At 72.7% G+C, this 25,861-nt stretch carries 23 protein-coding genes and 1 tRNA gene; 12 read left to right on the top strand and 12 right to left on the bottom strand.

The annotated features are described in order from the left end of the window. Nucleotides 1-156: 156 nt before the first annotated feature. Nucleotides 157-1,557, bottom strand: a complete 1,401-nt coding sequence (locus tag I8D64_RS14285; RefSeq protein ID WP_200503467.1) for an MFS transporter — start codon at nt 1,555-1,557, stop codon at nt 157-159. Between the two features lie 209 nt (nt 1,558-1,766). On the opposite strand from I8D64_RS14285, the gene I8D64_RS14280 reads away from it, so the two are divergent. Next, on the top strand, nt 1,767-2,858 hold the full coding sequence (locus I8D64_RS14280; RefSeq protein WP_200503466.1) for an ROK family transcriptional regulator: 1,092 nt from the start codon (nt 1,767-1,769) through the stop codon (nt 2,856-2,858). Between the two features lie 22 nt (nt 2,859-2,880). Here the strand turns inward: I8D64_RS14280 and I8D64_RS14275 are convergent, their stop codons facing one another. Together I8D64_RS14275 and I8D64_RS14270 are read right to left on the bottom strand one after the other, a co-directional pair. Beyond that, entirely contained in the window at nt 2,881-3,645 is a 765-nt protein-coding gene (locus I8D64_RS14275; RefSeq protein ID WP_200503465.1) for a YggS family pyridoxal phosphate-dependent enzyme, read from the bottom strand. Next, the gene (locus tag I8D64_RS14270; protein ID WP_214651281.1) at nt 3,642-4,667 is read right to left on the bottom strand and encodes a helix-turn-helix transcriptional regulator; all 1,026 of its coding nucleotides are present in this window, start codon (nt 4,665-4,667) and stop codon (nt 3,642-3,644) included. Before I8D64_RS14270 ends, I8D64_RS14275 begins: the two co-directional genes overlap by 4 nt. A gap of 36 nt (nt 4,668-4,703) precedes the next feature. Between I8D64_RS14270 and I8D64_RS14265 the strand changes: the two genes are divergently transcribed. Continuing rightward, nucleotides 4,704-6,179, top strand: a complete 1,476-nt coding sequence (locus I8D64_RS14265; RefSeq protein WP_200503463.1) for an MFS transporter — start codon at nt 4,704-4,706, stop codon at nt 6,177-6,179. Nucleotides 6,180-6,195: 16 nt separating this feature from the next. Here I8D64_RS14265 and I8D64_RS14260 read toward each other — a convergent pair. Then, nucleotides 6,196-6,269, bottom strand: a tRNA-Leu gene (locus I8D64_RS14260). Nucleotides 6,270-6,300: 31 nt separating this feature from the next. On the opposite strand from I8D64_RS14260, the gene I8D64_RS14255 reads away from it, so the two are divergent. Together I8D64_RS14255 and I8D64_RS14250 are read left to right on the top strand one after the other, a co-directional pair. Then, nucleotides 6,301-8,499, top strand: coding sequence for a helicase-associated domain-containing protein (locus I8D64_RS14255; protein ID WP_200503462.1), 2,199 nt, complete (start codon nt 6,301-6,303; stop codon nt 8,497-8,499). A 198-nt stretch (nt 8,500-8,697) separates the two neighbouring features. Further along, entirely contained in the window at nt 8,698-9,030 is a 333-nt protein-coding gene (locus I8D64_RS14250; RefSeq protein ID WP_200503461.1) for a hypothetical protein, read from the top strand. Between the two features lie 94 nt (nt 9,031-9,124). On the opposite strand, the gene gndA is transcribed toward I8D64_RS14250, so the two are convergent. Further along, a complete protein-coding gene (gene gndA / locus I8D64_RS14245; protein WP_200503460.1) occupies nt 9,125-10,588 on the bottom strand; it encodes an NADP-dependent phosphogluconate dehydrogenase in 1,464 nt (487 codons plus the stop codon). Between the two features lie 364 nt (nt 10,589-10,952). On the opposite strand from gndA, the gene I8D64_RS14240 reads away from it, so the two are divergent. The 6 genes from I8D64_RS14240 (at nt 10,953) to I8D64_RS14215 (ending at nt 17,622) form a co-directional block, all read left to right on the top strand. Then, the gene (locus tag I8D64_RS14240; RefSeq protein WP_200503459.1) at nt 10,953-11,918 is read left to right on the top strand and encodes a hypothetical protein; all 966 of its coding nucleotides are present in this window, start codon (nt 10,953-10,955) and stop codon (nt 11,916-11,918) included. Next, complete coding sequence (locus tag I8D64_RS14235; RefSeq protein ID WP_200503458.1) at nt 11,915-12,685, top strand: hypothetical protein; 771 nt, start codon at nt 11,915-11,917, stop codon at nt 12,683-12,685. Before I8D64_RS14240 ends, I8D64_RS14235 begins: the two co-directional genes overlap by 4 nt. A 145-nt stretch (nt 12,686-12,830) precedes the next feature. Continuing rightward, nucleotides 12,831-14,474, top strand: coding sequence for a DNA repair helicase XPB (locus tag I8D64_RS14230; protein ID WP_200503457.1), 1,644 nt, complete (start codon nt 12,831-12,833; stop codon nt 14,472-14,474). Between the two features lie 140 nt (nt 14,475-14,614). After that, nucleotides 14,615-15,121: a LapA family protein gene (locus I8D64_RS14225; protein WP_200503456.1), complete on the top strand. Its 507-nt coding sequence runs from the start codon at nt 14,615-14,617 to the stop codon at nt 15,119-15,121. A gap of 160 nt (nt 15,122-15,281) precedes the next feature. After that, complete coding sequence (locus I8D64_RS14220; protein WP_200503455.1) at nt 15,282-16,001, top strand: response regulator transcription factor; 720 nt, start codon at nt 15,282-15,284, stop codon at nt 15,999-16,001. Between the two features lie 10 nt (nt 16,002-16,011). Continuing rightward, on the top strand, nt 16,012-17,622 hold the full coding sequence (locus I8D64_RS14215; RefSeq protein WP_200503454.1) for an ATP-binding protein: 1,611 nt from the start codon (nt 16,012-16,014) through the stop codon (nt 17,620-17,622). 9 nt (nt 17,623-17,631) lie between these two features. Here I8D64_RS14215 and I8D64_RS14210 read toward each other — a convergent pair whose 3' ends face one another. Continuing rightward, nucleotides 17,632-18,207, bottom strand: a complete 576-nt coding sequence (locus I8D64_RS14210) for a DUF4031 domain-containing protein (RefSeq protein WP_200503453.1) — start codon at nt 18,205-18,207, stop codon at nt 17,632-17,634. 46 nt (nt 18,208-18,253) lie between these two features. Continuing rightward, nucleotides 18,254-18,709 carry an anthrone oxygenase family protein gene (locus I8D64_RS14205; RefSeq protein ID WP_200503452.1) on the bottom strand — a complete coding sequence of 152 codons (456 nt, stop codon included), beginning with the start codon at nt 18,707-18,709 and terminating at the stop codon, nt 18,254-18,256. Nucleotides 18,710-18,779: 70 nt separating this feature from the next. Here I8D64_RS14205 and I8D64_RS14200 point away from each other — a divergent pair, with 70 nt between their 5' ends. Next, nucleotides 18,780-19,127, top strand: coding sequence for a winged helix-turn-helix transcriptional regulator (locus I8D64_RS14200; RefSeq protein ID WP_200503451.1), 348 nt, complete (start codon nt 18,780-18,782; stop codon nt 19,125-19,127). Nucleotides 19,128-19,145: 18 nt separating this feature from the next. Here I8D64_RS14200 and I8D64_RS14195 read toward each other — a convergent pair whose 3' ends face one another. Beyond that, nucleotides 19,146-20,258, bottom strand: coding sequence for a ribonuclease HI family protein (locus I8D64_RS14195; RefSeq protein ID WP_200503450.1), 1,113 nt, complete (start codon nt 20,256-20,258; stop codon nt 19,146-19,148). Between the two features lie 155 nt (nt 20,259-20,413). Between I8D64_RS14195 and I8D64_RS14190 the strand changes: the two genes are divergently transcribed. Beyond that, entirely contained in the window at nt 20,414-22,399 is a 1,986-nt protein-coding gene (locus I8D64_RS14190; RefSeq protein WP_200503449.1) for an OPT family oligopeptide transporter, read from the top strand. Nucleotides 22,400-22,443: 44 nt separating this feature from the next. On the opposite strand, the gene I8D64_RS14185 is transcribed toward I8D64_RS14190, so the two are convergent. The 4 genes from I8D64_RS14185 to I8D64_RS14170 form a co-directional block, all read right to left on the bottom strand. Further along, on the bottom strand, nt 22,444-23,274 hold the full coding sequence (locus tag I8D64_RS14185; protein WP_200503448.1) for a hypothetical protein: 831 nt from the start codon (nt 23,272-23,274) through the stop codon (nt 22,444-22,446). Then, nucleotides 23,271-24,161 (bottom strand): AAA family ATPase, encoded by an 891-nt coding sequence (locus I8D64_RS14180; protein ID WP_200503447.1) that lies wholly within the window; start codon nt 24,159-24,161, stop codon nt 23,271-23,273. The genes I8D64_RS14185 and I8D64_RS14180 overlap by 4 nt, the downstream gene beginning before the upstream one ends. A gap of 155 nt (nt 24,162-24,316) precedes the next feature. Beyond that, nucleotides 24,317-24,694, bottom strand: coding sequence for a GntR family transcriptional regulator (locus tag I8D64_RS14175; RefSeq protein WP_200503446.1), 378 nt, complete (start codon nt 24,692-24,694; stop codon nt 24,317-24,319). 96 nt (nt 24,695-24,790) lie between these two features. Then, nucleotides 24,791-25,840, bottom strand: coding sequence for an alcohol dehydrogenase catalytic domain-containing protein (locus I8D64_RS14170; RefSeq protein ID WP_200503445.1), 1,050 nt, complete (start codon nt 25,838-25,840; stop codon nt 24,791-24,793). Nucleotides 25,841-25,861: the final 21 nt, after the last annotated feature.

Below are 25,861 nucleotides of genomic sequence, written 5' to 3'. Positions count from 1 at the left end.
GGGGGTAGTGGCCGTCGCCGGCGCCCCTGTGACCCCCACCGCAATTTCGGGGCGCTCTCTGCCATATATGGCAGAGAGCGCCGCTATATGCCGCTCGGTGACACCGTCGGCCGGGCGGAACCCCTCCGTCGGCCTCCGGCGATCGACCCGCGAGGATCAGCCGACGGCGACGGGTCGCGCAGCGCGCGACCGCGCCGGGACCCCGTCCTCCGTCTCGGCCCCGGCCGCGACATCAGCCTCGGCCTCGAGCCCGGCCTCCTCGTCGATCGCCTCGATGGCGCCGGTGGTGGTGAACTCGGTGCCGCGCAGCATCTCCAGGCGGCGACGGGCGCGCACCCGCAGGGCCACGAGGGTCGCGGTGACCATCGCGAAGCCCGTGATCGCGAGCACGAGCGCGACGACCATGGTGGAGCGGTAGCCGAAGCCCGCGGCGATCACGGCGCCGCCCAGGCCCGCGCCGAGCGCGTTGGCGACGTTGAAGGCGGCGTGGTTGAGCGAGGCGCCGAGCACCTCGGAGCGCCGCGCGATGCCGATGAGCCAGGTCTGCATGGCCGGGTTCAGGGACGCGTTGGCGAGGTTCACCAGGAAGAACGCGACCATCAGGGCGACCAGGTTGGTGTGGGCGACGGCGAACAGCAGCACGAGCGCGAGGATGAAGCCGGGGAAGCCGACCATGAGCGTGCGCTGCAGGGAGCGGTCGGCGCCCGCGCCGCCCACGACGTTGCCGATCGTCATGCCGAGGCCCGCGGCCACGAGGACCCACGGCACGGCGCTCTCGGGGGCGCCGGTCACCTGGGTGGTGATGTCGGAGACGTAGCTGAACACGGCGAAGGAGCCGGCGAAGCCGACCGCGGCGATGCCCATGACGATCCACAGCTGCACCCGGCGCAGCGCGACGAGCTCGTCGACCATGCGGCGGCCGATGGGCTTCTCGTGGGCGGGGATGGTGGCCCGCAGCGCGACCACGGTGGCGATGAAGACGCCGGTCAGCACAAGGTAGACGGCGCGCCAGCCGGCGGCCTGGCCGATGGCGGTGAGCACGGGGACGCCCAGCAGGTTCGCGACCGTCAGGCCGGAGAGCGCGAGCGCGACGCCCTTGCCCTGGCTGCCGGGGCCCATCAGGGAGGCGGCGAGCAGCGAGGCGACGCCGAAGTAGGCGCCGTGCGGGATACCCGCGAGGAAGCGGGCGGCGACGGTCAGCTCGAAGGTGGGCATGGCCGCAGAGAGCAGGGTGCCCAGGGCGAGCGCGCCGGCGAGCGCGACGATCATCGACGAGCGGCTCCAGCGCACCGAGAGCAGCGCGAGGATCGGGGCGCCGACGACGACGCCGAGCGCGTAGGCGGAGATCGCGATCCCGGCCCGGGCGATGCCGGTCTCGGGGTCGGAGGCCATGAGGTCGGGCAGCAGGCCGTGGGCGATCCCGGGGAGCAGGCCCATGGAGACGAACTCGGAGCCGCCGATCCCGAAGCCGCCCAGCGCCAGGGCGAACAGGGCGAGCCGACGGCGAGCCGGGCTGATCTGGTCGGACGCCGTGGGGGCGGTGGTGACAGTGGTCATGGGGAGTACCTCGAAGTGCGTGCGGGTGGAGCGGTGATCGCTGGCAGCGGGGGCCGGTGAGGGCTGTGGCCGCTGGTCGATGGGGCGGTTGCGGACGGGCTCCATCACCCGGTGCACAAGAATAAGCAAACGCTGTTGCGTTACGTCAAGGGGTCGGGCCGGATCCGGTGCCCTGATCCGCATCACACCCCGCGTGGGAGGATGGAAGGGTGAGACCGAGCACCCCTCTGGACCGCGTCGCGGGCGCGCACGACGCCGCGGTGCTCGCGGTCGCCCGCCGCGGCGAGCCGGTCTCCCGCGCCGATCTCGCCGAGGCCCTCGGGGTCACGCCGCAGGCCATCTCCAAGATCCTGGGTCGACTCATGGAGCGCGGGCTGATGGCGGGCGCCGGCTCGATCATCTCCGGCCCGGGCAAGCCGACCACCCTCTACCGGATCGTGCCCTCGTCCCGCCGGGCGATCGGCCTGCACCTCACCCGCACGCGCGTGCGGGGCGTGGTCGCAGACCTCACCGGCGAGGTCGTCGCCCACCGCGAGATCGAGATCGGGCACCGCCAGCCCGTCCCCGAGCTCATCGAGACCCTCGCCGCGCAGGCCCGGGAGCTGTCCGGCCTCGGGGAGGGCCTGCTGCTGGGCGTGGGCGTAGGCATGCCCGGGCCCGTCGACGTCGCGAGCGGCGTCTACCGGGGGACGTCGGCCCCCGATCCGTGGCGCGGCGCGGAGATCCGCCGGATGCTCGTCGAGGCGCTCGGCATGCCCGTGCTGCTGGACCACGACTCGCGCGCGGCGATCGTGGGCGAGACCTGGTCCCAGCCCGGGCTGCTGCGCAACGCCGCCCTGGTGCTCGTCGAGGACGGGCTCGGGGCGAGCCTGAGCCTCGACGGGACGATCGTGCGCGGCGCCCACTCGCACTCGGGCGAGGTGGGGCACACGGTGGTGCGGATGGACGGCGTGGCCTGCGAGTGCGGGAGGCGGGGCTGTGCGCAGGCCGAGTTCATGGCGTCCCTCGAGCGGGGCGACGTCGCCGACGCGGCACGCGTTCTCGCCACGATCGTGCTGGACCTGGTGCGCCTGGTGGACGTGGACCGGGTCGTGCTCGGCGGCCGCACCGTGTACACGCACCACGAGCCGATGATGGAGGCGATCCGCGGCGCCCTCGAGGAGGGTCTGCGCGAGGAGCCGTGGGTGCACGTGGAGGTCATGCTCTCCACGCGCGGCACGGACCTCATCGCCGTGGGCGCGGCCTGCGAGGTGCTCGAGCACGAGTACGGCCTGCCGACGGCGCTCGTCGGCCCCGAGTGAGCTGAGCGGGCCCGCCCGCCCGTCAGACCTCGCGCGGGCCGAACACGGCCGAGCCGAGGCGCACGATGGTAGAGCCCTCCTCGACGGCGATCTCGAGGTCCGCGCTCATGCCCATCGAGAGCTCGACGAGGGCGGGGTCGGCGAGCTCCTCGCGCAGGGTGCGCAGCCGGCGGAGGGAGGAGCGCACCGCGGTCTCCCCGCGCGTGTGCGCGCCGATCGTCATCAGGCCGACGGGGCGCAGGGCGCCCGCGGCGCGGATCCGGCCGACGGCCCCGGCGATGGTGTCGGCATCCGGGGCGAAGCCGCCCTTCGACTCCTCCCCCGAGGTGTTGACCTGAACGAGCACATCGCGCTCGACATCGGCGAGCTCGGCGCGGCGGGCGAGGGCATCGATGATCTCGGGGCGGTCGACGCTGTGGATCAGGGAGGCGAAGGCGACGACGTCGCGGGCCTTGTTGCGCTGCAGGCGGCCGATGAAGTGGCGCGGCACGGCGAGCTCGGACTCGAGGGCGGCGAGCGCGGGATCCTCGTGGGTGGCGATCTCCTGGGCGCGGTTCTCCCCCACCGCGATGCGGCGACCGCGGCTGTGCAGCGCACGGACCGCGCCCGCGATCTCGGGGGCGGAGCGGGTCTTGGTGGCCAGCAGCACGAGGATCCCGCGAGGGTCGCGGCCCGCGCGCTCGGCGGCGGCGTCCAGGCGTGCGAGGACGGCGTCGAGGCGTGCGTCGAGCCGCGCATCGAGGCGCTCGTCGGGATGAGCCGCGGACGGGGAGTGCGGGGAGGTCATGCCGCGTATTCTCCCAGCCTCCCGCCGTCTCTCGCGCTGAGCTCATCCCCCAGGCGCTCGGCGAGGGTGGGACGCATGGTCACCCGGGGGACGGAGGCCGGGGCGAGGGCTGCGAGCCGCCGGGCGTCCTCCTCGTCCACGGGCTGCAGGACGTTGAGGTGCACGCTCGCCGCCTCGTCGAGGTACAGCCGCGTGAAGCGGACCGTCACGTCGCCCGCGCGCGGGAGGTGGAAGACCTGGTCGCGGGCGCCGTCCCGGGTGAGGTCGTGGCGCTGCCAGAGCTCATCGAAGCGCTCGGAGCTCGTGCGCATGCGCTCCACGAGGCCCGTCCAGCTCGGGTCGTCGAGGTGGGAGGGCATGGCCGCACGCAGGCGCGCGACCATGCGCGTGGTGGTCGCCTCCCAGTCGTCGTAGGCGGAGCGCCAGACGGGGTCGAGGAACGCGCGGACCATGCAGCTGCGGTCCTCCAGCGGCCCCTCGTCGATGTCGGTGATGAGGAACCGGTAGGTCGCGTTCGCGGCGAGGATGTCGAACTTCGCGGTCTGGATGCAGGCGGGGACGCCCTCGAAGCGAGCGAGCAGCTCCACGTGGTCGGCGGTGACGACGCTGCATCCGGCGGGGTCGCCGGCGTCGTCCGGTCGGGAGCCGGTGGCGAGCAGGTGCAGGTGCGCGCGCTCGTCAGGATCCAGCAGCAGGGCCCGGGCGAGGGCGTCGAGGACCTGGGCGGACGGGGTGATGTCGCGCCCCTGCTCGAGCCAGGTGTACCAGGTCACGCCGATGCCCGAGAGCATGGCGACCTCTTCGCGGCGCAGTCCGGGCGTGCGGCGGCGCCCGCCCGGAGGCAGGCCCACTCGGTCCGGTGTCAGGCGCTCACGGCGACTGCGCAGGAAGCCCGCGAGCTCGGCGCGCGCGGACGCGGAGGCGGAGGCACCGGAGCCGGACGACGCGACGGTCGATCGGGCGGTCGACGGGGCGGAGGCTGAACGGGAGGCGAGCACCATGAATACCAGGATAAAGGGCATCTGGATACCTGGATAGAGGGGGTGTCAGATGGACCCATGTCATGCAGCACCGCTTCCGCATCGCACGCCGCCGCCGTGGCGGACTCCCCCGCCGCCCCGGATGTTCCGGCACCGCCGGAGCCGACGGAGCCGACGAGCCCGCCGCTCGGCGCGGGCGGCGTCGTGCTGCTCGCCGCCGCCATCACCGGCAATCTGATCTTCGGCTCGTCGACCCTGGCCCTCCCCGCCCTCGAGGACGGTCTGGGGCTGACCGCCTCGACCGGCACGCTCGTGGTCGCCCTGTTCTCCGTGGGCTTCGCCTCCTCCCTCGTCCTCGGCGGGCGCCTGGGCGACGCCTGGGGCAGGCGTCGGATGCTGCAGATCGCCCTGGCGGCACTGGTCCCCGCGTCCCTGCTGGTCGCGCTCGCGCCGGGCGCGGGCGTGCTGCTCGTGGGCCGGGTGCTGCAGGGCGTCGCGAGCGGCCTCGCGCTCCCGCAGGTGCTCTCGACGATCCAGCACACGACCGTCGGGCGCTCCCGGGCGCGCTGGACGGGCGCGTACGCCTCCGTGATCGGCGGCGGCACCGCGATCGGCCAGATCGGCGCCGGCGCCCTCGTCGCCGCGGACCCGTGGGGCGCGGGGTGGCGCCTCGCCTTCGGCTTCGGGGCCCTCGTCGCCGCTCTGGCCCTGTTCGCCGCGCGCGCGATCCCCGAGACCTCCTCGAGCCGGGTGAGCCGGCTCGACCCGCTCGGCGCGCTGCTGCTGGGCGCCGCCATCGCGGCGATCGTGCTGCCGCTCGGCGCGGGCTCGCTGCTGGCGACGTCGGCCGTGGTCTCGCTCCTGGTGCTCGCGGCCGTGCTGCTGGCCACCTTCGCCCTGTGGCAGCGTCACCGCACGGACGCCCACGCCCTGGTGCCGCTCTCGGCGCTGCGGGTGCGCCCCCTGCAGCTCGGACTTGCCCTGACGCTCGTGTTCTTCGCGAGCTACGGCGGCTTCGTCTACTACTTCTCCACCACGCTGCAGACGGGACTTCACCTGGGTGCGCTGACCACGGCGATCGTGCTCACCGTCTTCGCCGCCGGGTTCGTCGTCACCAGCGCGATGCTGCCCGCGCTCGTCGCCCGCTGGACGCCGCGGCACGTGATGCTCGCGGGCGTCGCCGGCCAGGTTGCCATGCTCGCAGCGACCGCGGCGATCGTCGTGGGCAGCGACGGGCACCCGCCGCTCGTGCTGCTGTGCCTCGCGCTCGTGGTGCTCGGCGTCGCCCAGGCCGCGATGTACGGGCCGCTGATCGGCAGCGTCATGGGAGCGGTCAGCCACGACCTCGCGGGCCTCGCGAGCGGCCTGTTCTCGACCCTCCAGCAGGTGGGCATCGCCCTCGGAGTGCCCGTCTTCGGCCTCGTGCTGGGCACCCTGCCGACCTACCCGGCGCTCGCCGTCGCCGCCTGCATCGGCGTGCAGACCCTCTTCGCCGCCGTGTTCGCGGTGCTCGTCACCGCGTTCGGGCGGGCGACGCGGACCGCGCAGGCGTGAGGGACGGGTCTGCCGGTGCCCCCAGCGGGACTCGAACCCGCACTGAGCCGCTTTTAAGGCGGCTGCCTCTGCCGATTGGGCTATGGGAGCGTGCTGGTGACAAGCCTATGCTGGACGTGCCATGGCCGACTCCCTCCGTTCCCTCGCGGACTCCCTGCGCCGCTTCGACGACCAGCGCCTCGAGCGCCTGCTGAGCGCCCGCCCGGATCTGCTGCATCCGCTCCCCCACGGTCTCGGCGCCCTCGCGGCGCGGGCCACCGGCTCGCTGTCGGCCCGTCGCGCCCTCGGCTCCCTCACCGCCGCCGAGCTCGCCGTCGTCGACGCCCTCGCCGTCCTGGGCGACGGCGCCTCCCCGCCGCAGATCGCTGCGCTGCTCGACGCGCCGAGCACATCGCTGGCGGCGCACCTGGACCGCCTGCGCACCCTCGCCCTGCTGTGGGGCGAGGACGAGCTGCGCCTGGTGCGGGCCGTGCGCGACGGTCTGCGGTCCCCCGCCGGGCTCGCGCCCGTGCACGCCGCGGACCCGTCGGCCGACGAGGCCCGCGCCCTCCTCGATCGCGCCCCCGCCGAGCTCGCGCCGGCGCTGGACCGTCTGCGCTGGGCCCCCGGACGCCTCGAGGCCGGCACCGGGGACCTGGCGGACCGGCTGCTCGCCGCGGGCATCGCCGTCGCGGACGGCTCCGCCCTGCGCATCCCCCGCAGCGTGCATCTCGCCCTGCGCGGCGGACGCCTCCTCGCATCCTTCCCGCAGGATCCCCCGGACCCCGGCGGGACCGAGATCCGCGAGCGCATCACGGGGACGCGCACCGCGGGCGCGGTCGAGCGCGCCCTGGACGCCGTGCGCGTCCTGGACGGCGTGCTCGGCTGGGACGACGAGACCGCCCCCGGAGTGCTGCGCCGCGGCGGCCTCCCCCAGCGCGACCTGCGGCGGCTCGCCGCGGACGCGGGCATCGACGAGGTCGCGGTGGCGACGATCCTGCAGTCGGGCTGGCTCGCCGGCCTCCTCGGGCACGACGGCGAGACCTGGGCGCCCACGGCCGACTGGGCCGAGCTGTGGCAGCACGGCCCTGAGCACCGCTGGGCGGAGCTTGCTCTGGCCTGGGCGCACGGCGACCACCTCGCCGTCGCGGCCGGCGAGGCCGATGCGACCGGCACCCCGCGCGCGCTGCTCTCCGAGGCCACGCGCATCGACCAGGCCGCCGCGCGCCGCGCGCGCCTGCTGCGGATCCTCGCCGCGCACGCCGGCCGCGACCTTCCCGAGCAGGGTCTTCACGCGGCGCTCGCCTGGTGGCATCCGCTGGTGCCCGCGCGCACGCTCGCGCGGGACGTGAGGGCCGTGCTGGACGAGGGAGCGGCCCTCGGGCTCCTGGACGGCGGCGCGCCCACCGTGCTCGGCGAGACGCTCGTCGAGGTGCTGGAGGCCGACCTGCCCACGGCCGACTCCCGACTCACCGAGGCTCTCGTCGCCCTCGCCCCCGCACCGGTCGACGAGGTGCTGCTGGGCGCGGATCTCACGATCGTCGTGCCCGGACGGCCGAGCCCGCGGCTCGCCGCCCTCGAGACGTGGACCGAGGTGGTCTCCCGCGGCGGTGCGCTGACCCTGCGCGCGACGCCCGCGTCGGTGCGCGGCGCCCTCCAGGAGGGACGGGACGCCGAAGAGCTGCTGGGGCTCCTGCGCGAGGCCTCGCGCACGCCGATCCCGCAGGCCCTCGAGTACCTGGTGCACGATGAGCAGCGACGGCTGGGACAGGTGCACGTGGGCACCGCCCGCGCCTACGTGACCGGCGAGGAGGACGCGATCGCCCTGCTGCTCGCCCAGCCCGGCGCCGCGAGCGCGGGACTGCAGCGCCTCGCGCCGACGGTCGCGATCGCGGCGTGCGAGCCGCGCATGCTGCTGCGCCTGGCGGCGGCCGCGGGCCTCTCCCCTCTGGCCGACGGGGACGCGGGCGCGCAGGCTCTGCGACTGGGCGCGCGGGGCCCGGCCGACGGGGCGGCTGCGCGCCGGAGCGGCGGCGAGGCCGTCGAGCAGCTGGTGCGCGCGCCCGCGACGCCCGGCCCGTCGGCCCTCCTCGAGCCGGCGGAGGCCGTCGCGCGGCTGCGGCGCGCGGAGTCCGGGGAGGGCGCGCCGAGCACGGTGGACCTGCTGCTGGAGGCATCGGCCGCCGGAAGGATCATGAGCCTGGGGATCGTGGACGGACGCGGCGGCATCGAGCGCGTCGACGCCGTGCCGCTGGGCGTGGAGGACGGCCGGCTCCGAGCGCGCGCGGCGTCCGACGGCGAGGAGTTCACGGTGCTGGTGCAGAGGGTGACGCTGGACTGAGACGGCACGCGCGGCATGGGTCGGCGGGCCGCTCCGCTGCCCTGCGCACGCACGTCACGCCGGTTCATGGGGACTTATCCCCATGGTCGAACACGTCTTCGATTGCCTATGCTTCCCTACGGCGCCGCAGATCGTGGATCGCCGCGACAGCAACGACGACCCGGCACCTCCTCGCCGGACCGACGAAGGGACCCGACCATGACCAGCCCGAACCCCAACTTCAGTGCTCCCGTCCCCGGTGGGCAGGGATTCGTTCCCGGGGCGCCGGTGAGCAAGACCAAGTGGATCGTCCAGCTGGTCGTCTGCGCCGTCACCACCGTGCTGTGCAGTCCGCTGCAGCTCGTCTCCACGATCATCGCGATCGTCGGCCTCGTGAAGGCGGGGTCGGACGTCGAGAGCGCGAACAAGCTCTACAAGGTGACCTGGATCGTCTACGCGATCATCTGGGTCATCGCGATCATCGTCTGGGTCATCCTCATCGCGACGGGCGCGCTGGGCGCCATCCTGGACAGCTCGTCCACGTCGTACTGAAGTTCTCGTCGCGCCCCGTGAGCGTCGGCTCACGGGCACCGCATGAAGGAGGCCCGGACCGTACGGTCCGGGCCTCCTTCATGCGGTGACGGTGTCAGCCGTCCTGGCGGGTCTCCGTGAGGTCGCCCGACCACTCGACGTGGTAGGTGCCCTCGTCGTCCACGCGCTTGTAGGTGTGGGCGCCGAAGTAGTCGCGCTGCGCCTGCACCAGGGCGGCGGGCAGGCGCTCGGCGCGCACCGCGTCGTAGTACGCGAGCGAGGAGGCGAACACCGGGGCCGGGAAGCCGTTGGCGGCGGCATAGGCGACCACGCGGCGCCACGCGGGCACGCACTTGGTGATCTCCTCGGTGAAGTACGGGTCCGCCAGCAGCAGCTTCAGGCTGGGCTCGCGGTCGTACGCCTCGGTGATGCGGTTGAGGAACTTGGCGCGGATGATGCAGCCGCCGCGCCAGATCTTCGCCATGTCACCGAGCTTGATGTCCCAGTCGTAGGTCTCGGCGCCCTTGGCGATCTCCTCGAAGCCCTGCGAGTAGGCGACGAGCTTGGAGGCGTAGAGCGCCTTCTGCAGGTCGTCGATGAACTGGGCCTTGTCGGCGATCTCCTCGTCGAGGGTCTCGCCCTTGAGGGTCGCGCGGGCGGCCTCGCGCTCGGCGGCGTCGCCGGAGATGGAGCGCGCGAAGGTGGCCTCGGCGATGCCGGTGACCGGGACGCCCAGGTCGAGGGCGGTCTGCACGGTCCAGGCGCCGGTGCCCTTCTGGGCGGCCTGGTCGAGGATGACGTCCACGAAAGCCTGGCCGGTGCGCGAGTCCTTGTGCTTGAGGACGATCGCGGTGATCTCGATGAGGAAGGACTCGAGGTCGCCCTTGTTCCACTCGGCGAAGACGTCGCCGATGGCGTCGGCGTCCATGCCCAGCGCGCGCTTCATGAGGTCGTAGGCCTCGGAGATGACCTGCATGTCGGCGTACTCGATGCCGTTGTGGACCATCTTCACGAAGTGGCCGGCGCCGTCCGCGCCGACGTGCGTGCAGCACGGGACGCCGTCGACGTGCGCGGAGATCTTCTCGAACATCGGGCCGAGTCGGTCGTAGGACTCGACGGTGCCGCCGGGCATGATCGACGGGCCGTTGAGCGCGCCCTCCTCGCCGCCGGAGACGCCCGCGCCCACGAAGTGCAGACCCTTCTCGCGCAGCGCGTGCTCCCGACGACGGGTGTCGGTGAACAGCGCGTTGCCGCAGTCCACGATGATGTCGCCCTCGTCCATGTACTGGGAGAGCTCGTCGATGACGGCGTCGGTGGGGCCGCCGGCCTTCACCATGATGATCGCCACGCGCGGCTTCTGCAGGGAGTTGACGAAGTCCTCGGTGGACTCGGAGGGGAAGAACTCGCCCTCGTCCTTGTAGTTCTCGTACACGGTCTCGGTCTTGGCGACCGAACGGTTGTGGATCGCGACCTTGAAGCCGTTGCGCGCGAGGTTGCGGGCGAGGTTGGACCCCATCACCGCCATGCCGGTCACGCCGATGTCGGCGACGTTCGCGGGCGAAGGTTCGAAGCTGGCCATGGATGTGCTCCTTGCATCGAGTGCGGGCTGCCGGCGTGCGGCAGGACCGCGCGTCCGGGGGCGGCGCGAAACGGTCCCCGGGCATGACCCGAGGGCACCTGCGCCTGCCGTCGCGCCCATTGTAAGGACGCCGCGCGTCCGCTGCGGTGCCGTGCCAGGGCTTGCCGTGACCGGCAGCACGCGCCGCGCCGACCTCCGTCGGCCCCTCCGACCGACGAACGAGGGGCGACGATCACGCGGCCACCCGGTAGCGTCGTGCCTGCACGACGAGACCGGACGACCCCGGACGACGACCCCTGACCCCCACATCGCGGAGAGCGATCGGCCACCGGTCGGCCCCGCAGCACCGAGGAGAAGCACCGCCATGAGCAGCATCCCCCCGTACCCCGGCAGCGACAGCGCCGGCCGCCCCGAGGACGGCAGCAGCGCGAACCCGAGCGCCTGGAGCGCCCCGCAGCAGGCGCAGGGCTCCCCCGCGCAGTACGGCCAGGCCTCGCCCTACGGCCAGCCCGGTCAGCAGGACCCGCAGGGTCAGCAGGGTCAGCCGGGTCAGCCCGGCACGCAGGACCAGCCCGGTCAGCAGTTCCCGGCGGGCCCGCAGACGCAGCCCGCCGCCGCGTCCGGCCCCGCCCCGGGCACCGACCTGGGGTCTGATCTCGGATCCTCGGTCAGCTGGATGTGGTCGGCGTTCGCGCGCAACGTCGCCGCGTTCCTCGTGCCGGCGATCATCTGGTCCGTGGCGGTGTTCGTCATCGTCGGCGTCGCGGTGACGATCGCGATCATCGTGATGTTCGGGATGATGCAGGACGCCCCGACCTCCTCCGACGAGGTGCCGGTGGGGGCGATGGTCGCCCTGTACGGCATCACCCTCGCGTCCGTTCCCTTCGCGTGGATCATCGCGCTGCTCTGGCAGTCGGGCGCCGTGCGGGCGGCGGAGACCGTCCGCACCGGGGGCAGACCCGTCCTCGGCAGGTCCTTCGTCGGCCCCGGCCGCGTCATCCTCACCGCTCTGCTGGTCGGGATCATGGTCGGGATCGGCACGCTCATCCTGGTGATCCCCGGCCTGGTCCTCGGCGTGTTCAGCTTCTACGCGCTCCCGGCGGCCGCGCGCGGCGCGAGCCCCGTGCAGGCGATCAAGGAGAGCTTCTCGCTGGTGAAGAACAACTTCGGGCTGACCGTGCTCGCCTACGTGATCACGATGGCGGCCTCGAGCATCGCCGGCTCGATCGTCATCGGCTCGATCCTCCTGCTCCCGCTGCTCGTGCTCTTCCAGTTCGGCCTCTACGAGCGCGTGAACGGCCGTCGGCTCACGGAGCCGGTGCGGGCATGACGGCCCAGCCCCCTCCCCCGCAGGATCCGAGCCCGCAGGGTCCGGATCCGCAGTTCCCGCAGCACCCGCAGACGCCGGGCGGGTCGGCGCCGCGCGGCGACCTCGGCGCCGACCTCGGCGCGGCGCTGACGTTCATGGGCACCGGCGTCGTGCGGAACTGGCGCTCGCTGGTGCTCCCCGCCGTGATCTACGGAGCGATCGCGCTGGCGTTGGACATCCTCTCCGCCCTCGCGGGCGACGACGACTCCACGGGGCTGCTCGGGCTCCAGGGCGTCGCCGACGTGGTCCCCGACTGGATCCCGATCGCGCTCGCTCCCGCACAACTGCTGCTGGCCGTCGCATATCTCGTGATCCAGCTCCTGTGGACCGCGGGGACCCTGCGCTTCGGCGTCGACGTGCTGCGCGGGGATCGCCAGGAGCCCGCGCGCTACTTCGCGGGCGACGGCCGCGTCATCCTCACGATCATCATCTGCGGCGTGCTCACCGCCGTCGGCTTCGTGCTGTGCGTGATCCCGGGGCTGGTCGCCATGGTCCTGCTCCTGTTCGCGCCGGCCGCCACTGCGCGGGGCACCGAGGTCGCGATCGGCGACGGCTCCCGCGCCGCGAGCGCACGCCTGGGCACCACGATCCTCGCGTGTCTCCTGGTCATCGTCGCGTCCTCGCTCGGCACCTGGCTGAACGTGCTGGACATCGTGATCACGCCGTTCACCTCGCTGTTCCTGCTGGGCCTGTTCGAGCGGATCCAGGGACGCGCGCTCCCGCGCTGAGACATCCGAGCCGTCGGCCCGGCGGCGAGGGGCGAAGGGCCAGGGGCGAAGGGCGAGATCCCGGCTGCTCGGCCCGCCGCTCGAGCACGTGAGACGTCCGACGGGCCCCGCTCGGCGACCGCGCACCCGGCGTACCCTCGCTCGGGTGACCGACGGCCCTCTCATCGTCCAGAGCGACAAGTCCCTCCTGCTGGAGGTCGACCATCCCTCCGCGGCGCTCGCCCGCGCGGCGATCGCGCCCTTCGCGGAGCTCGAGCGCGCACCCGAGCACATCCACACCTACCGGATCACCGACCTGGGCCTGTGGAACTCGCGCGCCGCCGGGTACGACGCGGAGACCGTGGTCGCCGCGCTCGTGGACCATTCCCGCTACCCCGTCCCGCATGCGCTGCTCGTGGACGTCGCGGACACCATGGACCGCTACGGCCGGCTGCAGCTGCAGGCCGATCCCGCGCACGGCCTGGTGCTGCGCGCCCTGGACCGCGCCGTGCTCACCGAGGTCTCCCGCTCGAAGCGGGTCGCGGGGATGCTCGGCGCCCGCATCGACGAGGACACGATCGCCGTCCACCCGTCCGAGCGCGGCGCGCTCAAGCAGGCGCTGCTGCGACTGGGCTGGCCCGCCGAGGACCTCGCCGGGTACGTCGACGGCGAGTCCCATCCGATCTCGCTGGTCGAGGACGGCTGGACCCTGCGTCCGTACCAGCGCGAGGCCGTCGACGCCTTCGTCGAGGGCGGCAGCGGCGTCGCGGTGCTCCCCTGCGGCGCCGGCAAGACCCTCGTCGGCGCCGGGGCGATGGCCGCGATGGGCCGCACCACCCTGATCCTGGTGACCTCGACCGTCTCCGCCCGTCAGTGGAAGGCCGAGCTGCTGCGGCGCACCTCGCTCACCGAGGAGGAGATCGGCGAGTACTCGGGAGCCTCCAAGGAGATCCGCCCCGTCACCATCGCCACCTACCAGGTGCTCACGATGAAGCGGAAAGGCGTGCACCCGCACCTCGAGCTCGTGAGCGCCCGCGACTGGGGTCTCATCGTCTACGACGAAGTGCATCTGCTGCCCGCGCCCGTGTTCCGGATGACCGCAGATCTCCAGGCCCGTCGGCGCCTGGGGCTCACGGCGACGCTGGTGCGGGAGGACGGCCGAGAGGGCGAGGTGTTCTCCCTCATCGGCCCCAAGCGCTACGACGCCCCCTGGAAGGACATCGAGGCCCAGGGCTACATCGCCCCGGCCGTGTGCACCGAGGTGCGCGTGAGCATGACCCGCGAGGAGCGCATGCTGCATGCGGGGGCCGAGGCCGACGACCGCCACCGCCTCGCCGCCGCCCATCCCGGCAAGCTCGACGTCGTCGAGCGCCTCGCCGCCCGCCACGCCGGCGAGGGGCTGCTCGTGATCGGCCAGTACCTCGACCAGCTCGAGGAGATCGCCGAACGCCTGGACTGCAACCTCATCACCGGGAAGACACCCGTGAGGAAACGCCAGGAGCTCTTCGACGCCTTCCGCGAGGGCCGGATCGACCGTCTCGTGGTCTCCAAGGTCGCGAACTTCTCCATCGACCTCCCCGAGGCGAGCGTCGCCGTCCAGGTCTCCGGCGCCTTCGGCTCCCGCCAGGAGGAGGCCCAGCGGCTCGGGCGTCTGCTGCGTCCCAAGGCCGACGGGCGCGAGGCGCACTTCTACACCGTGGTCACGCGCGACACCCAGGACCAGGAATTCGCGGCGCACCGCCAGCGCTTCCTCGCCGAGCAGGGCTACGCGTACTCGATCCTGGACGCCGAGGACCTTCCCGTCGGCTGACACCGCGCGGGACACTCCGCGTGACACCTCGCGCAGTGCCACACGGGTCCGAGGCCGGGAGGGACGTGGTGACTACAGTGGAAACTGTCCCGTGCGGCCCCGTGCCGCGCTCGTCCCCCGTCTTCCCCGAGGAGCCCGCGATGACCTCCCCCGACGACTCCACCCCCACCACCCCGCGCGATCCGCGCCCCGGCGAGGCCCCCGAGGGCCCGGTCGGCGGCACGACCGGCCGCACGACCGGCGGCCTCGACGCCCCCACCACGCCGGAGACCACTCGCGAGGCCGACGGGAAGACCCCGGGCGGCAGGGGCTCCGCCTCCGGCCGCACCGGCACGACGCCCCGCGAGCAGGTCGCGGACGTCCCGGCGTCCGGCAAGCGCACGGCGGGCGTCTGGATCGCCCTCGTGCTGGGCGCCATCGTGCTGATCCTGCTGCTCGTGTTCATCCTGCAGAACAACCACCCGGCGAACTTCCACTACTTCACCGCCGACTTCTCGCTGCCGCTGGGCGTCGCCATGCTGCTCGCAGCGATCGCCGGCGCCCTGGTGATGGCGCTGGTCGGCTCCGTGCGCATGTTCCAGCAGAGCCGCACCATCAAGAAGCTCCGCAAGCAGCAGGGCAGGATCCAGAGCATGCTGGACCGCTGAGCCGACTCCCCGCGAGCCCGGCCGTCGGCCCGATCGTCGGCCCGGGCCCCGGGAGCGCGGCCGGGATCGTGTCCGGGATCTCCTGGGAAACCGACCTGGACGTGCGCTGTGCACAGCGCACGTCCAGGGAACTCCCACCCGTGCGGTTCACGGTGGTGCCATGACCACAGACCAGGATCAGAACTTCGAGGCCCGTCTTCTCGTCGTGGACGACGAGCCGAACATCCGCGACCTGCTCGCCACCTCGCTGCGCTTCGCGGGCTTCGAGGTCTTCACCGCTTCGACCGGCAACGAGGCCATCCGCGAGGCCACCGAGCACCAGCCGGACCTGGTGGTGCTGGACGTCATGCTCCCCGACATGGACGGCTTCACCGTCACTCGGCGCCTGCGCGACCGCGGGGAGCAGTACCCGATCCTCTTCCTCACCGCGAAGGACGACACCAAGGACAAGGTGCAGGGCCTCACGGTGGGCGGCGACGACTACGTCACCAAGCCCTTCAGCCTCGAGGAGGTCGTCGCGCGGATCCGCGCCGTGCTGCGCCGCACGCACGGCGGCGCCGAGGACACCGTCGAGAGCGCGCTGGTCGTGGGCGATCTGAGCCTCGACGAGGACTCGCACGAGGTCTACCGCGGCGACATCGCCATCGACCTCTCCCCCACCGAGTTCAAGCTGCTGCGCTACCTCATGCTCAACGCCGGCCGGGTGGTCTCCAAGACGCAGATCCTCGACCACGTGTGGGACTACGACTGGTCCGGCGAGGTCGGCATCGTCGAGTCCTACATCTCCTACCTGCGCCGCAAGATCGACGTGATCGGCGAGCCGATGATCCACACCAAGCGCGGCATCGGCTACGTGCTGCGCTCTGCCGAGGGCCGCTGATCCGCTCCCCGTGTCCTTCCCGACCCTGAACGCCCAGCGGCCCGTGTCCCTGTGGACACGGCTGGTCACGCTGATCTCGCTCGTGCTGGTGCTGGGCACGCTGCTGACGGGCGCGCTGTCGCTCACGCTGCTGCACCGCACCCTCATGCAGTCCAAGGACAGCGAGCTGCGCACGGGCATGCAGGGCATCGTGAGCGTCGCCGCGGCGGGTCTCGACGACTCCAGCGAGTCCGACGGGACCGGGGACTCCGACGGCTCCGACACCGAGGACCACCACGCCTCGTACGCCCCGGTGGACTTCGTGGTCGCCGTCCACGACGACGACGGCAAGCAGATCTACCGCAACGACAACTACCACGACGACAGCTCCGTGGACCTCACCTTCCCCGCCTGGACCGTCGCGCAGGTGAAGCAGCAGGGCGGGCAGCCGTTCACCATGATCGACACCGACGGCAACCGCTGGCGGGTCCGGGCCATGGTGAACACCGGTACCGCGGGCGGCAGCGTCTTCGTGGCCCTGCCCCTGGACAGCGTGGACCGCACGATGCGGGAGATGGCGCTGGTCATCGTGCTGGTGGGCACGTTCGTGGTGCTCGTGGGCATGGGCGCCGGCGGGTACATGGCACACCGCGCGCTCGAGCCGCTGCGCGATGTCGAGGAGGTCGCCTCCCAGATCGTCGCCGGCGACCTCTCGCGCCGCGTGCCGGTGACGGACACCAGCCAGGAGGTCAACGCCCTCGCGGTCTCCCTCAACGAGATGCTCGTGCGCCTCGAGCAGTCGTTCATCGCGCAGGCCGACAGCGAGGAGAAGGCGACGGCGTCCGAGGCCCGCATGCGGCGCTTCGTGGGCGATGCCTCCCACGAGCTGCGCACGCCGCTGGCCGCGATCCGCGGCTTCGGCGAGCTCTACCGGATGGGGGCGCTCAGCGGCGAGGAGAACGTGGCCTCGGCGATGCGCCGCATCGAGGACGAGGCCCGCCGCATGGGCTCCCTCGTGGAGAACCTGCTGCGTCTGGCCCGGCTGGACGAGAACCCCGAGATGGACCTCGAGCCGCTGGACGTCACCGACGCGGTCTTCGACGTCGCCCAGGACCTGCGGGCCCTGGACCCGACCCGCCAGGTCATGGTGGTCTCGCTCTCCGGCACGCCGCTGTCGGTGAGCCCGCACATCCCCGTGGGCGTGCAGGGTGACGAGCCCTCGCTGCGCCAGGTGCTGCTGAACCTCGTGGGCAACACCAACCGCCACACGCCCAAGGGGTCTCCCGTGGAGATCGCCGTGGGCCGCGAGGACGGCGGCACCGTCGCGATCGAGGTGCGCGACCACGGCGAGGGCATCTCCGAGGACCAGCGCGAGAAGGTCTTCGAGCGCTTCTACCGCACGGACGTCTCCCGCCAGCGCTCGGCGGCGCAGGGCGGCGGCGCGGGGCTGGGCCTCTCGATCGCCGCGACGATCGTCCAGCAGCACCACGGCTCGATCCGCGTGCTCGAGACCCCCGGCGGCGGCGCCACCTTCCGGGTCGAGCTGCAGGCCGCGGACCTCACGGCCGACCAGGTGGTCGAGCCCGATCAGACCAGCACGATCACCGGCGACGGGCCTGCGAGGGCCGACGGGCGGGGCTGACCGGCCCTCTCAGTCCCCCGGCCACTCCGGCGCATCGAGCACCTGCCCCACGAAGGTGTGCCCGGTCAGCTGCTGCAAGAGCACGTTCGCGCGGGCGAGGAACTCACGGGCCGCGACGCGGCCGAGCTCGTCGTGCGCCTCGACGCGCACCTGACCGCAGGCGTCGTCGCTGCCGAGCCGGAAGGCGCCCTCGGGCGCTTCGCCGACGGGAGGCAACGGGTCCACGTGCCCCTCGAGGCCCAGCACCAGATCGTGCGGGACCGCGTCGGGCCCGAGCCCCAGCGCCGCGGCGGCGCGGGCCGTGCGCTCTCGCCGCGCCTGCGCGCGCCGGGCACCAGGCACCCGCAGACCGCTCGCGAGCAGACGACGCGTGAGCTCCTTGTTGCCCACGAACTCGACCCCCGCGGCCTCGAGCCCGGGCCTGGCCTGCTCGGGCCAGTCGTAGTGGTCGAGGTCGAAGGAGCGCGGGTGCAGGCCCGCGCGGGCCGCCGTCTCGTGCAGCTCGACGAGCGAGGCATCGGAGACCAGGTGGCCCCAGAGTGTGCCGTGGCGCTCCCAGCGCGGGGTGTCGGCGAGGACGGTCATGGGCCCATCGTCTCTCACCTGGGGCCGGGCCGTCCGGAGGCCCGGGTCAGATCACGGCCGCGACAGCGAGCAGCACGAAACCCGTGAAGAAGACGCCGACGCGCCCCACGTGCCAGCCGTCCCATCTGCTCAGCTGCGCCCTCCAGTCGCTCGGCGCGCCCCTCTCGTCGCGGTCCCAGGTCCTGACCCTGTTGTTGATCGGCACGAGAAGGACGATCGAGAGCACGATCCCGACGACCAGGAACGCACCGGACGCTCCGACGAGCACCGTGCGGTCCGTCCCCTCGGCCGTGAGAGCGCTGAGCAGGACGAGCAGGATCGCTCCGGCATACCACCAGGGCATGAGCCTCCCCATCACGCGCGCGGAGTCCGCACGGGCGAGAAGTCCGGTCTCTCCCGGAAGCCGGGAGAAGAGCGGAGCGGCGATCGCTGCGACCATGAGCTCGACGCCGACGAGCGTGCCGGTGACGACGAGGGCGAGTGCGAGAAGTGCGATGTGCATCGGTCCACCGTCCCAGCGTGGTGACGCGACGAGAAGTACTGACGGGAATGTCAGCGCTATCGTCGACCGCATGGAGACACGACACCGTCCGTCGCTCGCCGGGGACTGCCCCGTCGACGCCGCCCTCGAGGTGATCCGGGGCCGCTGGAAGGGCACGATCCTCTGGCGCCTCGAGGACGGTCCCATGCGCACATCAGAGTTGCGCCGCAGCATCCCCGGCATCACCGAGCGGATGCTCATCCGGCACCTTCACGAGCTCGTCGCCGATAGGATCCTCGAACGTGAGGACGCGGGGACGATCCCGCCGCACGTCACCTATCGGCTCTCGGAATACGGCCGGACGCTCGCTCCCATCGTGTGGGGCCTGTGCCGTTGGGGTCGACTGCACCAGGAGCGCCGCGCCACGCAGAGCCTGTGACACCGCGGCTCCACGAGCTCAGGCGCCCGGCGCTCCCTGGGGGTCCGGCGTGCTCTGGTGGTGGCGCAGCAGCCAGGTCCCGTCGACCCGCACCCACAGCGAGGAGCGCCGCTGGGTGCCGCGGGCGTCGGAGGTGACGAAGCGCAGCAGCACGACGCCGTCGGAGACCTCCTCGGCGATGAACTCGCGCGCGCGCAGACCCGGCACCGGGGCGAGGACGGCCAGCACCTGCTCGCGATCGTAGGCGCGGCCCGAGGTGCCGATCTCCGTGAAATCGGGGTGCAGCAGCTCGGCCGCGCGCTCGGGGTTCTTGCGCAGGAGATCGCTGAGCAGCACCTGCTCGCGGGCGACGATCTCCTCGAAGGGAGCCGAGTCCGGATCGGCGGAGGACCGGGCTGACGGGCCATCACTGCCCTGTGCGTCGTCGGCCCCCGCGCCGGAGCGCTCGGGGCCGGCGCTGTCGGCGTCGAAGAGACTGAACAGATCGTCGGCCGGAGAGGCGGCCGGAGCGGCGCCCGCAGAGGCGGCCGACGCGGAGTCGGCACCGGGATCCGCAGGTGCCGAGCTGTCCGGGGTCAGGCACAGTCGCGGAGCGGGCGCAGATCCCGTGGATCCTGTGGCCCCTGAAGACCCCGTCGCACGTCCTCCATCGCCGGATCCCCCGGAGGCGCCGTAGCCGGGGCCGACCTCGGGGTCCTGCTTCTTGGAGAAGGCGACCGCGGCGCCGTTCGCGCGGCGGTCCGCGGCCTCGTTCATGCGGTGGCCGGCATGGCCCTTGACCCACTCGAACTCGACGCTGCGGCCGGCGAGCGCCCGGTCGATCGCCTTGAGGAGATCCACGTTCATGACGGGCTTGCCGTCCTTCTTGCGCCAGCCCTTGCGCTTCCAGCCGGGCATCCACTTCGTCACAGAGTTGATGACGTACTGGCTGTCGCACAGCACGTGAAGGTGCTGGTCGGCGTCCACCGCGGTCGCCTCGAGCAGATCGAGGACGGCCTTGAGCTCCCCCATGTTGTTCGTCCCGTGCGGCCACCCGCCGGCCCGCCAGGTCCGATCGTCGATGTACCAGGCCCAGCCCGCCGGGCCGGGGTTTCCGAGCGCAGACCCGTCGGCCGCAGCGGTGATCGTCATGGCCCAATCGTTCCACAGCCCGGAGCAGGGCCGATCCCCGATCGACGCGGAGAGTCGGTCACGCGGGGGTGTTCTCGGTTACCCCGCGGGCGCCCGGGAAGAGTACGGTGACCGGTCGTCGGGGCGCGTCCATGCTCCGCGAACAAGGAGCATCCATGTCCTCGACCTCTGAGTCGACGCGCGCGACGGCCGCGCCCTCGGTCCGCGAGCTCACGCTGCGCGGCGTGATCCTCGGCGGGATCATCACCCTCGTCTTCACCGCGGCGAACGTCTACCTGGGCCTGAAGTCCGGACTGACGTTCGCAACCTCGATCCCCGCCGCGGTGATCTCCATGGCCGTGCTGCGGTTCTTCCGACGCCACAGCGTCGTCGAGAACAACATCGTGCAGACCATCGCGTCCTCCGCGGGCACGCTCTCGGCGATCATCTTCGTGCTGCCGGGCCTCGTGGTCATCGGCTGGTGGAGCGGCTTCCCGTACTGGACCACCGTCGCGCTGTGCGCCGTGGGCGGCCTGCTGGGCGTCATGTACTCGATCCCGCTGCGCCGCGCCCTGGTGACCGGGTCCGACCTCCCCTACCCCGAGGGCGTCGCCGGCGCCGAAGTGCTCAAGGTCGGCGATGCCGAGGGCGGCGCCGAGGAGAACCGGCGCGGCCTGCGCGCGATCCTGCTGGGCGGCATCACGTCGGCCGCATTCGCCCTGGTCGCCGCGCTCCAGGCGATCAGCAACTCGGTCACGGCGGCCTTCCGCATCGGTGCGGGCGGCACCATGATCGGCACGAGCCTGTCCTTCGCGCTCGTCGGCGTCGGCCACCTCGTCGGCATCACCGTCGGCATCGCCATGCTCGTGGGCCTCGTCGTCTCCTACGGCGTGCTGCTGCCCATCATGTCCAGCGGCCAGCTGCCCGCCACCGGCGCGATCGCCGACGCCGTGGACACCGTCTTCTCGGGCGACGTGCGCTTCGTGGGCGCCGGCGCGATCGCGATCGCCGCGATCTGGACGCTCGTGCGGATCGCGCGCCCCATCATCGGCGGGATCCGCGGCTCCCTCGCCTCGACGATCACCCGCCGCGGCGGCGGCAGCGTCGAGAAGACCGAGCGCGACCTGCCCTTCACCCTGGTCGCCGTGATCACGGTGGTCTCGATGATCCCGATCGGGATCATGCTGTGGCTGTTCGTGAAGGACACCGCGCTCGTGCACAGCGCCGGCGGCCTGATCGCCGTCTGCATCCTCTACGTGCTGATCGCCGGCCTGCTCGTCGCCTCCGTGTGCGGATACATGGCCGGACTCATCGGATCCTCGAACTCGCCGATCTCCGGCGTGGGCATCCTGGTCGCGATCACCGCGGCGCTCGTCATCAAGCTCGTGCACGGCTCCGACCCCTCGCAGACCGCGGCACTGGTCGCCTTCACCCTGTTCACGACCGCGATCGTGTTCGGCATCGCGACGATCTCGAACGACAACCTCCAGGACCTCAAGACCGGCCAGCTCGTCGGCTCCACCCCCTGGAAGCAGCAGGTCGCGCTCGTGATCGGCGTGGGCTTCGGCTCGCTGATCATCCCGCCGGTGCTGGGGCTCATGTCCACGGCCTTCGGCTTCCAGGGCGCGCCCGGCGCGGGCCCCGACGCCCTCGCCGCTCCGCAGGCCACGCTCATCGCGTCGCTGGTCAAGGGCATCTTCGGCGGGGACCTGGACTGGGGCCTGATCGGCATGGGCGCGCTCATCGGCCTGGTCGCGATCATCATCGACGAGATCCTCAGGGCCCGCAGCTCACGCCTCGCGCTGCCGCCGCTGGGCGTCGGCATGGGGATGTACCTGCCGATGAGCACGACCCTGCTGATCGTGGTCGGCGCCGTGATCGGCCTGTTCTACGGCCGCTGGGCCAAGCGCTCGAAGCGCCCCGAGCTCGCCGGGCGTCTGGGCACCCTGCTCGCGACCGGCATGATCGTGGGCGAGAGCCTGTTCGGCGTGGTCTTCGCGGGCATCGTCGCCGCGACGGGGAAGGATGCCCCGCTCGCGATCGTCGGCGACGGCTTCGCGACCCCGGCGATGATCCTCGGCGTCATCGTGTTCGTGATCGCCACCGCGGCGCTCTACCGCACCGTGGGCCGCAGCGCCGGACGGGAGATCGTCGAGAAGTGAGGGCGGGCCCGGTCGGGCCGGCCGCACGGGTTGGGCCGACGGGATCAGGCGGTGCGTTCTCCAGCGTCGACGCGGCGCTTCCGCGGGCGCGAGGGCGCTGAGCCCCCGTCCTGCGAATCCAGTTCACGGATCCACTGGCGCACGCCGCGGCGGAGCACGACCGCCCCGATCAGTGCGATCACGCAGGAGACGATCGCTCCGATCCAGGTCGCCGCGGCTGCGGCGACGGGCGCCGATGCGACGGCGAGGCTCAGCGGGAGCACGACGACCATCGAGATGAGCGAGATGATCATGGCCGCTCCGATGTAGGTGAGGATGCTGAGCACGAACATCGAGATGCCCGGCCTGCGCGTCGTGCACTCCCGTCCCAGAACGATCGCCGCGAGCACGAGGATCGCGCAGGATCCAGCGATGCTCGCGACCAGTGAGCCCACGAGGCTCCAGCCCGTCGGGACGGCGTCATCCATGATCGGCGTGTGCCCGCTCAGGACCGTGAGCGCGGTCCCCGCGGCGGAGACGAACACCATCAGGGCGGATTCGAGGGCGACGAGCGCGACGCGGCCGTGGACGCGGTCGGCGCGGGACATCCCCAGGCTCGCCCACAGCTCGGTGCGGGAAGCCGTGTCCTGGCGGCCGTAGCGGTACCAGGCCAGCACTCCCCACACGGGCGCGATGCTCGCCATCGCATCGGTGACGGTCACCGCCAGGACGAGCGCGATCACGGACAGGATCACCGTGCCGGCGAAGGTCTCGGAGTTCAGTCGCATGTCCGCCGCCAGGGCGCGGCGCCATGCGGAGGTGCGGGCCGGACCGTCGCCCTGCACGGGTCGAGAAGGTCGCGCACCGTGCGCGGGTGCTGCCTCGTGTGCGGTCATGCCGTCCCCTCCTTCGTCGTGCGGTGCGTGCGTGCTCTCGACGCCGCCGCCCGCAGCGGATACGTGACCAGGTCGCTCAGCTCGGGCCGATGCAGCTGGGTCTCGGTGTCGAGCCCGACGGCGTCCTCGGCGGCGATCAGCGCCCAGGTGGTCCCGCTGATCTCCTCCGGGCCGATGAGCCCGGGCAGGTCGTTCCCCTGGGTCGCGGGCGCGGGAGCTCCCAGCACCAGGAAGTCGTCCTTCAGGTCCTCGACGGATCCTTCGAGCACTGCGACGCCGTCGGCCATGACCACGAGGTGGTCGATGAAGCGGTCCATGCCGTCCAGGTCGTGCGTGCTCAGCAGCAGGGAGCGCCGCTCCCGCGCCAGGAGATCGCGCAGGATGTCCACGAGGCGCTCCCTCGCGAGAGGATCCAGACGCGCGAGCGGCTCGTCGAGGATCAGCAGCCGAGGATCCTGCGCGAGGGCCGCGCTCACGCCGAAGAGCGCCGCCTGCCCGTCGGACAGGTCCTGCAGCCGGCGGTCCATCGGGACGCCGAACGACCGCAGCCGGCGGCCGAAGTCCCGCACCGAGAAGCCGGGGATCGCCGCCCGGCGCAGGCGCGCCACGTGGTGGGCGGTCCAGTGCTCCGGGTAGCCGTGCGGATCAGGCACCGACGCGAGCCCCTCGGGCGGGGCCGTCCGCGCCGCGCCCTGCTCGATCCCGAGCACCTCGATCCGACCGGAGGTCGCACGGATGGCGCCCTCGATCGCCCGAAGTGCCGTGGTCTTGCCCGCTCCGTTCGCCCCGACCAGGCCCGTGACCTGGCCGGCGGGAGCCGTGAACGTCAGCCCGCGCAGCGCGCGGATGGGATCGCCGTACGGCTTCTCCGGGCTGGGGATGCTCACGCCGAGACCGCGGACGGCGACGGCGGGGGCCGATGCCCCCTCGTCTTCCGCGCCGACCTGCGTCTCCGTGCGGTCCGAATCAGCGGGCACGGACGGCGTGCGGCCCGGTCCTGTGAGGCCCGATCCTGTGCGGCTCGGTCCTGGGCGCCTCGGGCTCATCGTTCCTCCTCGATACGTCGGCCGAGCATCGTGCGCAGCGTCGCGTCGTCGATCCCGCCCGAGCGCGCCGCGTCGACCGCCTCGCCGAGCGACCGCTCGATGCGGTCCAGTGCGCGTGCGCGCAGCTCGTCGGGGTCCTGGGCGCGTACGAACACGCCCTTGCCGCGGACCGAGTCGGCGAGGCCGTCGGCCACGAGCTCGTTGTAGGCGCGGGTGGTGGTGATGACGCTGACCCGCAGGTCGCGAGCGAGCGTGCGGATCGAGGGCAGGGCCTCGCCGCTCGCGAGCTCGCCGCTGAGGATCGCGGCGGCGAGCGCGGCGCGGATCTGCTCGTAGATCGGATCGGAGGATCCCGGATCGATGTGCAGCTGCATCCTGCTCGCCCCCTCCCCTGCTCCGGCGGTGCCGCGTGTGCTTACTGTCTATATGCGCTATAGACAGTAAGCACGGTCTTCGGTCGCGTCAAGGGGTCAGGGGATCCGGGCGACGGTCATCCCGGTCGACGTCGGCGCTCCGCCGAGCCCGACGAGGGCCTCCGGCAGGTCCTCCAGACCGATGATCGACCCCAGGTGCGCGGCGGGATCCAGGCGTCCGTCGGCGATCTCCTCGAGCAGCGCCCGGTACTCCCCCGCCGCCAGGCCGTGGCTGCCCAGCACCTGCAGCTCGAGGCCGATCACGCGACCCATCGGCAGCGCGGGGTCCGCGTCCTCGCCCAGCAGCAGCCCCACCTGCACGTGACGTCCGCGGGGGCGCAGGGAGCGGATGCCCGCGGTCGCGGTGCGCGCGGATCCGAGCGCGTCGATCGCGACATCGGCGCCGCCGCCGCTCGCCGCGAGCAGCCGCTCGACGAGGTCATCGACCTCCTCGTCGGGAGAGGCCGGCACGGGCTCGGCGCCGAGCGCCCGGGCCGCCTCGAGGGCTCCGGGCGAGACGTCCACGGCGATCACGCGCGCGCCCGCCGCCACCGCGATCTGGATGACGGAGAGCCCGACGCCGCCGCACCCGAGCACCACCACGCTCTCCCCGTCGCGCACGCGGGCCTGGGTGCGCACGGCGTGGAACGCGGTGCCGAAGCGGCAGCCGAGCCCCGCGGCAGCGAGCATGTCGATGCCGTCGGGCAGGGCGACGAGGTTGTGGTCCGCCTCGATCACGACGACCTGCTCGGCGTACGAGCCGGGCAGGTCGAAGCCGGGCTGTTGCTGGTCGGGGCACACCTGGGTGGCTCCCGCGCGGCACTGCGCACAACGGCCGCAGGACAGGATGAACGGCGCGGTCACACGATCGCCCACCTGGAACCGGGTGACCTCGGGGGCGACCTCGCGGACCACGCCGGCGAACTCGTGCCCGGGGGTGTGCGGAAGCGAGACGGAGTCGTCGTGCCCCTGCCAGGCGTGCCAGTCGCTGCGGCACACGCCCGTCGCGCGGACCTCGATCACCGCCCCGCGCGGCGGGCACGCGGGGTCCTCCACCTGCTCGACGCGGGGCGGGGTGCGGAAGGCGTCGTAGCGCACGGCTCTCATGGAGCCATCGTGCCGCACAGG

The organism is Brachybacterium halotolerans (genome assembly GCF_016623465.1).
Lineage (GTDB): Bacteria > Actinomycetota > Actinomycetes > Actinomycetales > Dermabacteraceae > Brachybacterium > Brachybacterium halotolerans.
Note: the sequence above shows the minus strand (reverse complement) of the source record. Positions and strands in the feature narration are given on the sequence as shown.